Annotated in this window: 11 protein-coding genes and 1 CRISPR repeat array (1 of these 12 cut by a window edge); of the genes, 8 read left to right on the top strand and 3 right to left on the bottom strand. The window is 68.6% G+C overall.

Annotation, left to right across the window (positions count from 1 at the left end):
* The first annotated feature begins 5 nt into the window (after positions 1-5).
* On the top strand, positions 6-500 hold the full coding sequence (locus TF1_RS00495; protein WP_011291886.1) for a YciE/YciF ferroxidase family protein: 495 nt from the start codon (positions 6-8) through the stop codon (positions 498-500).
* Between the two features lie 52 nt (positions 501-552).
* Here the strand turns inward: TF1_RS00495 and TF1_RS00490 are convergent, their stop codons facing one another.
* The 3 genes from TF1_RS00490 to TF1_RS00480 all read right to left on the bottom strand — a co-directional run bounded on the left by TF1_RS00490 (position 553) and on the right by TF1_RS00480 (position 1,986).
* Entirely contained in the window at positions 553-891 is a 339-nt protein-coding gene (locus TF1_RS00490; RefSeq protein ID WP_011291887.1) for a DUF2795 domain-containing protein, read from the bottom strand.
* Between the two features lie 259 nt (positions 892-1,150).
* Complete coding sequence (locus tag TF1_RS00485; RefSeq protein ID WP_104613072.1) at positions 1,151-1,510, bottom strand: DUF2267 domain-containing protein; 360 nt, start codon at positions 1,508-1,510, stop codon at positions 1,151-1,153.
* Positions 1,511-1,584: 74 nt separating this feature from the next.
* Positions 1,585-1,986, bottom strand: coding sequence for a DUF2267 domain-containing protein (locus TF1_RS00480; protein WP_011291889.1), 402 nt, complete (start codon positions 1,984-1,986; stop codon positions 1,585-1,587).
* A gap of 269 nt (positions 1,987-2,255) precedes the next feature.
* Between TF1_RS00480 and TF1_RS00475 the strand changes: the two genes are divergently transcribed.
* The 7 genes from TF1_RS00475 (at position 2,256) to TF1_RS00445 (ending at position 12,170) form a co-directional block, all read left to right on the top strand.
* On the top strand, positions 2,256-3,320 hold the full coding sequence (locus TF1_RS00475) for an NADH:flavin oxidoreductase/NADH oxidase (RefSeq protein WP_061783509.1): 1,065 nt from the start codon (positions 2,256-2,258) through the stop codon (positions 3,318-3,320).
* 161 nt (positions 3,321-3,481) lie between these two features.
* A complete protein-coding gene (locus TF1_RS00470; protein WP_061783508.1) occupies positions 3,482-4,816 on the top strand; it encodes an SWIM zinc finger family protein in 1,335 nt (444 codons plus the stop codon).
* 61 nt (positions 4,817-4,877) lie between these two features.
* Positions 4,878-6,350 (top strand): DUF5691 domain-containing protein, encoded by a 1,473-nt coding sequence (locus TF1_RS00465; protein WP_016188661.1) that lies wholly within the window; start codon positions 4,878-4,880, stop codon positions 6,348-6,350.
* Positions 6,347-7,441: an ATP-binding protein gene (locus tag TF1_RS00460; RefSeq protein ID WP_016188662.1), complete on the top strand. Its 1,095-nt coding sequence runs from the start codon at positions 6,347-6,349 to the stop codon at positions 7,439-7,441. The genes TF1_RS00465 and TF1_RS00460 overlap by 4 nt, the downstream gene beginning before the upstream one ends.
* Positions 7,441-9,648 (top strand): DUF5682 family protein, encoded by a 2,208-nt coding sequence (locus TF1_RS00455; protein ID WP_011291894.1) that lies wholly within the window; start codon positions 7,441-7,443, stop codon positions 9,646-9,648. Before TF1_RS00460 ends, TF1_RS00455 begins: the two co-directional genes overlap by 1 nt.
* A 14-nt stretch (positions 9,649-9,662) precedes the next feature.
* A complete protein-coding gene (locus TF1_RS00450; protein ID WP_011291895.1) occupies positions 9,663-10,895 on the top strand; it encodes a VWA domain-containing protein in 1,233 nt (410 codons plus the stop codon).
* 252 nt (positions 10,896-11,147) lie between these two features.
* Entirely contained in the window at positions 11,148-12,170 is a 1,023-nt protein-coding gene (locus tag TF1_RS00445) for an acetylxylan esterase (RefSeq protein WP_041427982.1), read from the top strand.
* A gap of 388 nt (positions 12,171-12,558) precedes the next feature.
* Positions 12,559-12,656: a CRISPR direct-repeat array (repeat unit 28 nt; unit sequence GGTCCATCCCCACGTGCGTGGGGCTCAC); it runs 2,009 nt beyond the window's last position.

Here is a 12,656-nt window from a genome sequence, read left to right as displayed (position 1 = left end):
CAGCGATGAAACTGGAAACCCCGAGAGACCTGTTCGTCCACGAAATGTCGGCCATGCGCACCGGTGAGGCGGTGATCGCCGACATGCTCGACGAGATGTCCGGTATGGTCGCCGACGAGAACGTCGCCGACATGCTCCGCCACCACCAGCAGGAAACCCAGCAGCAGATCGCCAACCTCGAGCAGTGTTTCCGGGCGATCGGTGCGACACCGCAGCGAGTCCCCTGCGCGGCGATCGAAGCGCTGCGCCAAGAGTTCCGAGAGTTCGCCGGAATGAACCCGTCACCGCAAGTGCTGACGATGTTCGCGCTCGGCGGGGCCCTCAAGGTCGAACACTATGAGATCGCCGCCTACCGGGGACTTGTTGGCAAAGCCATGCTCATGGGGGAGACCACCTGCATCCAACTGCTGGAAACCAACCTTCTGCAAGAAGAAGAGACCGCAGGCAAACTGGAGCGCTTCACCCACGAGATGGGCCGCCGAATGCTCGCCACCGTGTGATCCGCGGAGCGTCGGGGCGGCCGCAGCGTGCCGCCCCGGCCGTGCCTCCGGGTCAGCGTCCCCACGTCTCCCCGAGCTCCTCCTCGATCGGGGGAGGGGAGACCTCGTGCATGTGCTCGGCCACACCCGGATGGCCGTGCCGTGTTTTCCGGGCCTGCTCGTTGCGCTCCGCCGGGGTCCGCTGCCGCGGCGCAGCAGGATCCAGCGGAATCGACCGCAGTACCTCCGCCTCGTTGGCATACTCGCCCAGGGGCAGGGCCCGCAGCGCCTTCACCACTTCAGGTGCGGCTCGGTTGCGTTCCGCGCACGCGACCACCGCCTCCTTGGCAGCGGGATAGTCGAGGTCGAACAGTGCCCTGCGGACCTCGTCAGTGTCGTGGAGCAGCACCATGGTGCCTCCTTAGCGTGGGTTTCTTCTCGGCGGCAGCAGTCCCCCTGCCCTGTGCCGCCACGGCAACCGCCCGATCCTCCTTCCCCTCAGCCACCAGGATTCCGGGCGTCGCCGCCCCGGTCCGCCCGAGCAGAGGCCGGTCCCGGCAGCCGTTCTCCTCGCAAGGCACGCCTGGCCGCTGCTGCATCGGGGACCACGGCTGTGCTCTCCTGCCCAGACCACGCACCCCCAATGCCGCACACGCAGCACGGCCCGCCGGTTAGGAGCCGAACGTGTCGGGGAGCGAGTCTGCGATCTCCCTGCCGAGAATGGGAGAGGCGAGCGAAAGCTCCGACACCACCACTCGAGCCAACTGCAGTCCCCGCTCCGGCGGACAGTTCAACTCTTCACCGACCTGCTGGGCCAGGGTGCCGGAGCGCTGCGGGGAAACAGCCTGGCCCCGGTCCATGTCCTCCCACAGGGATTTCGGGAGCTCCCGCCGCAGGTCCTTGCGGGCCTCCGGAGCGAGGTGAGGAGACAGGGACGTGATGACCGCGTGCACCACGCGCTGCGCCTCTTCGGTGTCGGCGATCTCTTCATGGGCGGCGACACGGTCCACGAGGTCCTGGTGTGCGATCAACGATGTCTCTCCTCTCCGTGGCGGCGGCACCGCGGCCCCAGCACACCCCCGGCACCGCCCTGCCGTGCCGGTGCTCAGCCCTTACTGCCAGCCAACGCCAGTTGACGCAGGTCTTCAGGCAGGCTCTGCCGGACTTTCTCCATCGTGCCGCCGGTCGTCGCCTCGTCGAGGACCTCGAATACCACCCGCGCGATGTGCGCAGCCTTCGGCTCGTCGGTGTGCGAGCGCTGTTTGACCCGGGCGATGAACTCGTCCCGGTCGAACCGGTGCCCCTGTTCTTCCCCGGGCTGGGACGTGATGCGCAGAATGTTCTCGCTGATCTCCCGCGGCAACTGGGCAGCGAGGTCCTCGGCAAGGTCAGCGGGGATCCGCTCCGCCAGCGTCTCCAAAGTGGCCCGGGTCGCGGTTTCCGCTGATCCGCGACTGTCGAGTCGAGCCCGCGCCTGCACTTGTCCGATGAACGCGTCGTGCTGCATTGCTCTCCCCTTGTGCGTGTCTCCGCGGTGGTGGGCTGCTGTGCCGCGGACCGCTGCCGCGGCGTGTGCCACCTGATGTCGGAGAGCCTCTACCACGACCCGGGGGGAGTATGCGGGTTTGGGAGGAAATGAGAATCGTGTGGTGTTTGCGAGAAACTGAGCGGGGAGCGGCACCGCCACCAAGACTGGAACCAGCCCGGCATCCTGCTGTGAGCAGAGTCACGGCCCACCCGGGAATGCGAAAAAACCATCGGTGATTCGTGCTCAATGTGAGCCACCTCTTCGAACCACTGAAACTGCGCGACACCCTCATCCCCAACCGGGTGTGGGTCTCTCCCATGTGCCAGTACTCCGCCCACAACGGAGTCCCCAACGACTGGCACCTCGTCCACCTCGGCCAATTCGCCCTCGGCGGGGCCGGACTGGTGATCGCCGAAGCCACGGCCGTCGTCCCCGAAGGACGGATCAGCCCCGCCGACGCGGGACTGTGGAACGACGAACAAGCCTCCGCCTGGCGGCGCATCACCGACTTCCTCCGCGCCCACGGTGCTGTCCCCGCCATCCAGCTCGCGCACGCGGGCCGCAAAGCCTCCACCGCAGTGCCCTGGGAAGGCGAACACACCGTCCCCGAAACAGAAGGCGGCTGGCCTACCGTCAGCTCCACCAACCAGCCTTTCGGCAGTCTCGCCGCGCCCCGGGCGCTCACCACCGACGAAGTCGCCGCACTACCGGAACACTTCGCCGCAGCCGCCCGCCGCGCGGAAACCGCCGGCTTCGACGTCGTCGAACTCCACTTCGCCCACGGCTACCTGGCCCACCAGTTCTACTCGCCCCTCGTCAACGACCGCACCGACCGCTACGGCGGCAGCTTCGACAACCGGGTCCGGCTGCTGTTGGAGATCACCGAGGCCGTCCGCCAAGTGTGGCCCGCCCACCGGCCCCTGTTCGCCCGCATCTCCGCCACCGACTGGGTGGAAGGCGGATGGACCGGCGACGACTCGGTCCGCCTGGCCCGCCTCCTCGCTGACCGCGGCGTCGACCTCATCGACACCTCCAGCGGCGGCGCGGTACCCGACGCCCGTATCCCGGTCCGCCCCGGCTACCAGGTGCCCTTCGCCCGCCAGATCAGAACCGAAGCCCGCGTCCCCACCGGCGCTGTCGGTCTGATCACCGCGCCCGAACAAGCCGAAGAGATCATCGCCTCCGGATCAGCCGACGCGGTCCTGCTCGGTCGCGCCATGCTCCGCGACCCCCACTGGCCGCTGCACGCCGCCGACCGGCTCCGCGCAGGCAACCTCTGGCCGAAACCCTACGAACGCGCTCGCCTGAACTAACCCGCCATCCTCTGGTTGGGGAGCAACCCCGAGCCGCTCCCCAACCAGAAGGCGGGGACACCCGCAGCCCTCTCCCGAGCTCCCACAGACGCCCGGAACGTTGATGCAGTTCACCACGGTTGCGGTCGTTTTGTCACCCCCCGCCGCTACGGTGGCCTACCGTGAGCGAACGATGGACCGCCAACGACGTGTGGGCGCTCGCCCCTGACGTGTCGTCCCGCAAAGCCGCGACAAAAATCGCCCACCCCGACTCGTGGCCGCGGCTCGGCTGGCGTCCCGCCGGGCCAGACACTGACGCCCCCGGCGGCGCCACAGCCGTATGGGGCGAATGCAAAGGCAGCGGAGCCAAGCACTACCAGGTCGCCGTACACCTAATCGGACCGGGCACCCCCGCCTACCGGTGCAGTTGCCCCAGCCGCAAAATCCCCTGCAAACACGTGCTCGCGCTTCTCGTCCTCTGGACGGAAGACGTTGCCGCTGAAGACACCGGCCCCGACTGGCTGGACGAGTGGCTGAACCAGCGTGCCGCCAGGGCAGCAGCGGCTAAACCCGCACCCCAGAAAACCACGAAGACCAGCACCGACCCGGACGCTGTGGCCCGCCGCGCCCGGCAACGCGAACAACGCGTCGCCGACGGGGTCGTTGAACTCGACACCTGGCTCATCGACCAGGTCAGTGCCGGGCTCGCCACCAACCGCCGCGACTCCACCCAGCGCGACGGCATGGCCGCACGCCTCGTCGACGCGCAAGCGGGCCGTCTCGCCCACCAACTCCGCTCCCTCAACCACGTCGCCTCCGAAGACGACTGGCCCGACCGTCTCCTCACCGAATACGCCCTGCTGCACCTGCTCTGCGTGAGCTACCAGCGCAGCGACACCCTCCCCGCACCCTTGCGCGCCACCGTCCGCGCCCGCATCGGCTTCCCGCTGCCCGAACCGGAAGAAACCGTCCGCGACCACTGGGACGTGCTCGGACGCTGCGACTTCACCGCTGACCAGGTGCGCGGCCGACGCATCTGGCTGCGCGGACAAGCCACCGGACGCACCGCACTGCTGCTGTCCTTCGCCCCGAAAGGACGCGCCCTCGACACCCCCGCCCGCGTCGGCACCCTCCTCGACGCGGAACTCGCCTTCTACCCGGCAGAGAACCGCGCCGTCATCGCCACCCGCTACTCCGAACAACGCGCGGACACCCCGCGCGGCGGCAGCATCGCCGACGCTCTCGCCGACGCGGCCCGCGCCCTCGCCGCCGACCCGTGGCGAGACACCTGGCCGGTGGTCCTCACCGACGTCACCTGTGTCCGCGGTGACGTCTTCTGGCTCACCGACTCCTCCGGAGACGCCCTCCCTCTGCTGCGGCAAGACACGAAATTCGGATGGCAGATCTTCAGCGTCAGCGGCGGCCACCCCGTCACCGTGGTAGCGGAATGGACCCCCGACGGCCTCCGCCCGCTTGCCGTGTGGGACCACCGGAAGCACCCGATTCTCCCCGCATAACCCGCCTCGGCTACCCGACCCGCACCCGCCACCCTCGAAAGCACAGAAGAGGAACCGTCACGTGACATACGCGGATTCCTGGTCCGACCTCGTATCCACCGCACTGGTCGGCACCTCCCGGCGCCCGCTCCCACCCGCCGCGGACCACGCGGAAACACCCAGCGGCGACCCCGCCGCCCGCCTGCTGGAGCGTGCCGCCCTCGCCGCCATCCAGCGCCGCGCCGGCCAGCGCCCCTCCCCGCCACCCGCCCCGCCCCCCGCTCCCGCCCCCGAGGAAACCGCCCCCTACCTGGACGGGCCAGCCCTGAAACGGCTGAACACCATCCTCGACACACGGCGTGTGTTCCTCGCCGAATGGCTCCACTACGCCGCCGCCACCGGCAAACTCCTCCCCCCGGAATACCTGCCTGACGTGCTCAGCCACGCGAAAGGAAACACCATCGCGGCCCGCGCCCTCACCCGTGTCGGCGGCGCCCGCGCCCGCTGGCTGGCCCGCCACTGCTCCGTGTGGTCCTACCTCCTGGACTTCGAAGAAGCCCACCCCGATTTTTTCGACCCTGAGCTGTGGGCCACCGGCACCGCCACCCAACGCCGCATCCAACTAGAGCGGCTGCGCCGCACCGACCCGGAGCACGCCCGAGACCTGGTCGCCCGCACCTGGGCGAACGAGCGCGCCGAAACACGCTACGAACTTCTCAAAGCGTGGGAGCACGGCCTGTCCCGCGACGACGAACCCCTGCTCCTCACTGCCCTCCGTGACCGCAGCCACCCGGTGCGCGTCCTCGCCGCAGCCCTCCTGATCCAACTCCCGGACAGTGACGACGGCCAACGGCTCACCCACCACGCTACCCACCTCCTCCGCACCACTGGTGCCCAAGAGCAGGAAACCATCACCCTCACCCCGCCCGGGGACGTCGACGCCGAATTCGCCTCCCTGCTCTCCCCGAACCGGCGCACCACGAAAACACCGGAGGAACGCGCCCACACCCTGCTCTCCCACCTTCCGCTGCGCCTGTGGATCGGCCGCCTCGGCAGCAGTCCCGCAGACGTGGTGTCCAAGAAGATGGACGACACCGTCCGCGACGCCCTCATCGCCGCTGCCGTCCGCTACCGCGACCTTGACTGGGTGCGGGCATTCCTCGACGACGTCGGCCGCCACACTTTCGCCTCCAACAACTGGTTCGAGCAGCTCGACGCGCTCCTGCACCAGCTTCCCGCTGAAGAACGCTGCGACCGGGTCGCCCACTGGCTCGACGACCCCGACATTCCGGAAACCCAGACCTGGAACCTTCTGTACCGGCTCGAATTCCCCTGGGTGGGGCGGCTCAACGACATACTCGTCGAACAGCTATTCACGTCCCCTGACGCGCCTGACCACTTCGGTGTCATCGCGCCGGGCGCGGAAAACAAGCTTGACCCCGGCCTCTACGAGCGCCTCGCCCCGCTTGCCGAGAAGCGCAAAGGAAGCCGCGAATTCCGTCATCTCGTCACCACTCTCGAATACCGCTACACCATGCGTAAGGAGCTGATGTGACTCTCACCACCACCGCAGTGCTGCGTCCCCACGCCGAGCAGGCCTACGCCGACGAACTCGCTGCCCTCGCCGCAATCGACGACCGCCCCCGCCCGCCCGGTTGGAAACTGTCCCCCTGGGCCGTCACCCAGTACATCCTCGGCACCACCCTCGACGACGGCACCGAAATCACCCCCAAATACGTGGGATCCCGCCGTCTCGTCGAAGTCGCCGTCGCCACCCTCGCCACCGACCGCGCCCTCCTGCTGATCGGAGTGCCCGGCACCGCCAAAACCTGGCTGTCCGAACACTTGGCGGCCGCCATCTCCGGCGACTCCACTCTGCTCGTCCAAGGCACCGCGGGCACCGTCGAAGAAGCCATCCGCTACGGCTGGAACTACGCGCGGCTCATCGCCGAAGGCCCCTCCGAGCAAGCCCTCGTACCCAGCCCGGTCATGACCGCCATGGCTGAAGGCCGCCTCGCCCGCGTCGAAGAGCTCACCCGCATCCCCTCCGACGTCCAAGACGCCCTCATCACCATCCTGTCCGAGAAAACCCTGCCCGTCCCCGAACTCGGCATCGAAGTGCAAGCCAAACGCGGCTTCAACATCATCGCCACCGCCAACGACCGCGACCGCGGCGTCAACGAACTGTCCAGCGCGCTCCGCCGCCGCTTCAACACCCTCGTCCTCCCCGTCCCCCAAACCGCCGACGACGAAGTCGACATCGTCACCCGCCGCGTCGCCCAACTAGGCCGCAACCTCGACCTGCCGGAAGTCCCCGCCTCCCTCACCGAAATCCGCCGCGTCGTCACCGTCTTCCGGGAACTCCGCAACGGCGTCACCGAAGACGGCCACACCAAAGTCAAAACCCCCAGCGGCACACTAAGCACCGCCGAAGCCATCTCCATCATCACCAACGGCATGGCCCTGGCCGCCCACTTCGGCGACGGTGTGCTGCGCCCCGCTGACGTCGTGCCCGGCATCCTCGGCGCCGTCATCCAAGACCCCGCCACCGACGGCGTGGTCTGGCACGAATACCTGGAAACCGTGATCCGGGACCGCGACGACTGGCACGACTTCTACACCGCCTGCCGGGAGGCAACCCACTGATGGCCCCGATCGACACCGAACGCGTCCACCTCCTCGGCATCCGCCACCACGGGCCCGGGTCGGCGCGCGCCGTCCGCGCGGAGCTGCGCCGACTCCGCCCCGACGTGATCCTCATCGAAGGACCCCCGGAAGCGGATGCGCTTCTCGAGCACGTCCCCGGCCTGGAACCCCCGGTCGCCCTCCTCGCCTACGACCAGGCCGCCCCGTCTCGCGCCGCGATCTGGCCGTTCGCGGTCTTCTCCCCGGAATGGCAGGCACTCCGCTACGCCGCCGCCCACGGCATCCCCGTCCGCTTCTGCGACCTGCCTGCCGCCCACACCCTCGCCCTGGACGAACCCGACACCGACCACGAAGAGTCCCGCGTCCGCGTCGACCCGCTCAGCGTGCTCGCCGAAGCCGCCGGCTACGACGACGCGGAACGCTGGTGGGACGACGTCATCGAACAGCGCCGCGACGGCGGACCCTCCCCGTTCCCCGCCATCGCTGAAGCCATGGTCGCGGTCCGCGCCGAACTCGCCCCGGACCCCGAAACCGAACGCGAAGCCCGACGCGAAGCCCACATGAGGAAAGTGCTCCGCGCCACGCTGCGCGCCGGATACGAGCGGATCGCCGTGGTCTGCGGCGCCTGGCACGTGCCCGCCCTCCTCGACCTGCCTCCCGCCACCGCCGACACCCGGCTCCTGCGCGGACTCGCGAAAACCAAAGTCGCCGCAACGTGGATCCCCTGGACGCACGGGCGGCTCGCCGCCGCCACCGGATACCGCGCCGGCGTCCGCTCCCCCGGCTGGTACCACCACCTGTTCACCGTCCCCGACCGGCCCGTGGAACGGTGGCTCACCGAGGCGGCGCGACAGCTACGCGACAACGACCAGCCCGTCTCCTCCTCCCACGTCATCGAAGCAGTGCGGCTGTGCGAGGCTCTCGCAGCCCTGCGCGGCCGCCCCCTGCCCGGGCTCGAAGAAATCGCGGACGCCACCTCCGCAGTGCTCTGCGAAGGCGCCGAACTGCGGGCCCGGCTCGTCCACGACGCAATGGTGGTAGGGGAGCGGCTCGGCACCGTTCCCCCCACCACCCCCACCGTCCCCCTGCAACGAGACCTGGCACTCCACCAAAAACGGCTGCGTCTCAAACCCGAGGCACTCGAACGAGAACTCGTCCTCGACCTGCGCGAAGAACGGGACCGGGAACGCAGCGCCCTCCTGCACCGGCTGAACTTGCTCGGCATCCCCTGGGGCACCCGCACCCGCGACAGTGTGCGCTCCCGCGGCACCTTCCGCGAAACCTGGACCTTGCGCTGGGAACCCGAATACGACATCGCGGTCATCGAAGCGAGCCGCTGGGGCACCACGGTCACCGCAGCAGCCACCGCGTGCGTCCACGACCGTGCCCAGCACGCCGACCTTCCCACGCTGACCAGCCTCCTCGAAGACAGCCTGCTCGCAGACCTGCCCGAAGCCGTCACCGGCACCGTCGCCCAACTCGCCCAGCGGGCCGCCGAAGACACCGACATCCAACGGCTGATGCGCGCCCTACCCCCGCTGGCCCGCTCCGCCCGCTACGGCAACGTGCGCCGCTTCGACGCCAAGGCACTCCGCACCATCGCCACGGAACTGCTGAGCCGCATCTGCGCGGGCCTCGCCCTCGCCGTTACCGGCCTCAGCGACGACGCCGCCACAGCGGTCACCACTGACATCGACACCACCCACACCGCGGTAATCCTGCTCGGCGGAGACGCAGAAACCGAATGGCTCGACACCCTCGAAGCAGTAGCGCCCCGCGAGAATATCCCCGGCCGGATCAGCGGACGCATCCACCGCATCCTCTACGACAGCGGCCGCCTCACCGCCGACACCCTGCACCAGCGGCTCAGCCAGATCTCCTCACCCGGAACCCCGCCGGACCGCACCGCCGCATGGATCGAAGGCTTCGTCGCCAACAACGGCCTCCTGCTCGTCCACGACACCGCCCTGCTCACCCTGATCGACCGATGGCTGACCAGCCTCAACGAGTCCGCCTTCATCACCGTGCTCCCCCTGCTGCGCCGTACCTTCGGCAGCTTCCAACCCGCGGAACGCCGCGCTATCGCCCAGCACGTCATCCACGGCAGCCTCGACGGCCACACCCCCGACCAGCCCGTCGACACCCAGCAGGCCGCCCCCGCAGTGGCCACCGTCGCCACCCTCCTCGGCCTCCCCACCCACCCCTGACACCCGGAAGACCCATGACCAACCGTTCTGAACCCACCCCACTCCTGCCCGAACGAGCCCGCCGCTGGCGGCTCGTCCTCGGCGAAGCCGCCGAAAACGCCTGCGCCGCAGCAACCGGAGCCACAACCCCCGCCACAGGCACCGTGCTCAACCGCGACGACGCCCGAATCGACGCGGCCCTCGCCGCCCTCTACAACTACTCCGACACCGGGGGACGCCTCCGCGGCCCAGGGAAACGCAGCGCAAGCCTCGACTCCTCCGCACCCACCGTGGCCCGCTGGCTCGGCGACATCCGCACCTATTTCCCCAGCAGCGTGGTCCGGGTCATCCAACACGACGCGCTCACCCGGCTCAACCTCACCACCCTGCTGCTCGAACCGGAAATGATGGACGCCGTCGAACCCGACGTCCACCTGGTGGGCACCCTGCTGGCCCTCAAAGACGTCATGCCGGAAAGCGCCCGCGAAACAGCGCGCACCGTCGTGCGTCGCGTCGTCAACGACCTGGAACGGAAACTCGCCCACCACACCCGTTCCACCGTGCAAGGCGCCTTGGACCGCTCCGCCCGCACCACCCGCCCCCGCCGAGTCTCCGACATCGACTGGGACCGCACCATCCGCCGCAATCTCCAGCACTACCTGCCGGAACACCGCACCATCGTCCCGCAGACCCTTGTCGGCTACGCTCGCCGCAGCCGCGGCGTGCAACGCGACGTCATCCTCGCCGTCGACCAGAGCGGCTCCATGGCCTCTTCCGTGGTGTACGCCAGCGTGTTCAGCGCAGTGCTGGCATCACTCCGAACCCTGCGCACCTCCCTCGTAGTGTTCGACACCGCTGTCGTTGACCTCACCGACCAGTTGAGCGACCCCGTCGACGTGCTGTTCGGCACCCAACTCGGCGGCGGCACCGACATCAACCGGGCCATCGCCTACTGCCAAGGGCTCATCACCCGCCCCGCCAATTCGATCTTCGTGCTCATCAGTGACCTGTACGAAGGGGGAATCCGCGAAGAAATGCTGCGCCGGGTCGCAGAAATGACCGCGGCCGGAGTCCAAGTCATCGTGCTGCTCGCCCTCTCCGACGACGGGGCACCCGCCTACCACCACGACAACGCCGCCGCCCTCGCCGCCCTCGGCGTGCCTGCCTTCGCCTGCACCCCCGACAAGTTCCCCGACCTCATGGCTGCGGCCATCCAAGGCCAGTCGCTCACCGCCTGGGTCGAACAGAACATCTACGACGCCTCCTAGCCCGTTCCCCGCAGAATGTTCGTCGAGTGTGGCCGTGGCATGCGGCCACACTCAGACCGCTGCGGGCGTCAAACCACGGTGGTGCACCCGGCCAGCCGACACAGTAGGGGAGCGGCCGGTGACGCAACTACGCCCTACGCCGGGAACCGGATAATGGTGCGCGTGCGCCGCGGGGCACCACCCAACCCCCACTCCACTCCGGGTGTTCCTGCTGGCGTTTCGGTGCGGCCCTCAACGGTTGAAAGGACCGGCATGTACGTCGACCTCCCCCTGGACCGACTCCGGGAGTACCGGGCAGAACGCGAGGCCCCCGCAGACTTCGCCGAGTTTTGGGAACAGTCGCTCGCTGAGGCCCGCACACATCCTCTCGGCCTGCAGGTCACTGCGGTAGACACGCCGATCCGCACCCTCGACACCTACGACGTCGTCTTCCACGGCTACGACGGGCACCCGATCCGGGCCTGGCTGAAAACCCCCAAGGACGCCACCGGTCCGCTGCCGGTCGTCGTTGAATTCCCCGGCTACGGCAACGGCCGCGGCGACGTCGTGGAATCCCTGGAATGGGCTAGTGCCGGGTTCGCACACCTGAGCATGGACGCCCGCGGCCAAGGCGCGGCAGGCAGCCGTGCCGGGGCCACCCCTGACCCGGTAGGCAGCGCCCCATCCCATCCCGGTTTCATGACCCGCGGCATCGAAGACCCCGCCACCTACTACTATCGGCGAGTCATCGTCGACGCAGTCCGGGCGGTAGAAGCCGCACGGGCCCTCGACATCGCAGATCCGGAACGGGTGGCGGTGGTCGGCGGATCCCAAGGCGGCGGGCTGGCGCTCGCTGCCGCCGGACTCGTCGACGGCCTCGCCGGGGTGGTCTCTTGTGTGCCGTTCCTTTGCCACATCGACCGCGCCATCACTATCACCGACGCCCACCCCTACGCGGAGATCACCAAATACCTCTCCATCCACCGCACTAAAGCACCCGCCGTCCTGCGGACCTTGTCCTATATCGACGGCGTCCACTTCGCGGCTCGTGCTACCGCTCCTGCACTGCTCACCGTCGGACTCATGGACCCGGTCTGTCCCCCGTCAACAGTGTTCGCCGCTTACAACGCCTACGCGGGGCCGAAAGACCTGCTCGTGTGGCCCTACAACGCCCATGAGGGAGGCGGGGTAGAGGACCTGCGCGCTTCGATGGCTTTCCTTGCTCCGTTGCTCGACGGCAGACCAGTAGCAGCCCACAACACCGTCACCATCCATGACCAAGCAGCCACGGGGTGAACGCGTCCAGGCCTGTCTGCTCCTGGCAGCGGGGGAGAAACCGCAGGAGCCGAAAGGTCCGAAAGCTGCCTGAGAGGTAGTCGCCTCTACGCCCTCCACGAAAAGTGGGTGTGACGCAGCTCAAGGATCGAGGCAGGAATACTGGGGTGAGCTGACAAGACCAGGAATCACTTCGCAAAGTCGGTCTGGGGCGCGAAGAAGCAAAGACCGCTCTTCTCGTAGCGCGGATTCCGGGAACGGCATTACCTACGGGAAGAGTGGACAGCGTTCCCGAACTATGCCGGCGATTCGTGTGTGCTCCGCTATGCACTGTCGTCTTAGTGCAGAGCGCCAATAGTTCCGGCTAGGGGACAGCGGCCCGGTCGTCTCTATGACACAGTTCACTGACGATCCATCCCCACGTGCGTGGGGCTCACGCGCCGCCCTGGCCTGGCACCTTGTGCGCACCCGGTCCATCCCCACGTGCGTGGGGCTCACGCGCCGCCC

The sequence above is a fragment of the Thermobifida fusca NBRC 14071 = JCM 3263 genome, from assembly GCF_001592045.1.
GTDB lineage: Bacteria > Actinomycetota > Actinomycetes > Streptosporangiales > Streptosporangiaceae > Thermobifida > Thermobifida fusca.
This window is presented reverse-complemented; position numbering and strand designations above follow the sequence as displayed.

Bases quoted from the DNA above. Each gene is read 5' to 3' on its own strand.
- TF1_RS00445 (WP_041427982.1), top strand. From the start codon at position 11,148: ATGTACGTCGACCTCCCCCTGGACCGACTCCGGGAGTACCGGGCAGAA.
- TF1_RS00480 (WP_011291889.1), bottom strand. From the start codon at position 1,986: ATGCAGCACGACGCGTTCATCGGACAAGTGCAGGCGCGGGCTCGACTC.
- TF1_RS00450 (WP_011291895.1), top strand. From the start codon at position 9,663: ATGACCAACCGTTCTGAACCCACCCCACTCCTGCCCGAACGAGCCCGC.
- TF1_RS00490 (WP_011291887.1), bottom strand. From the start codon at position 891: ATGGTGCTGCTCCACGACACTGACGAGGTCCGCAGGGCACTGTTCGAC.
- TF1_RS00455 (WP_011291894.1), top strand. From the start codon at position 7,441: ATGGCCCCGATCGACACCGAACGCGTCCACCTCCTCGGCATCCGCCAC.
- TF1_RS00495 (WP_011291886.1), top strand. From the start codon at position 6: ATGAAACTGGAAACCCCGAGAGACCTGTTCGTCCACGAAATGTCGGCC.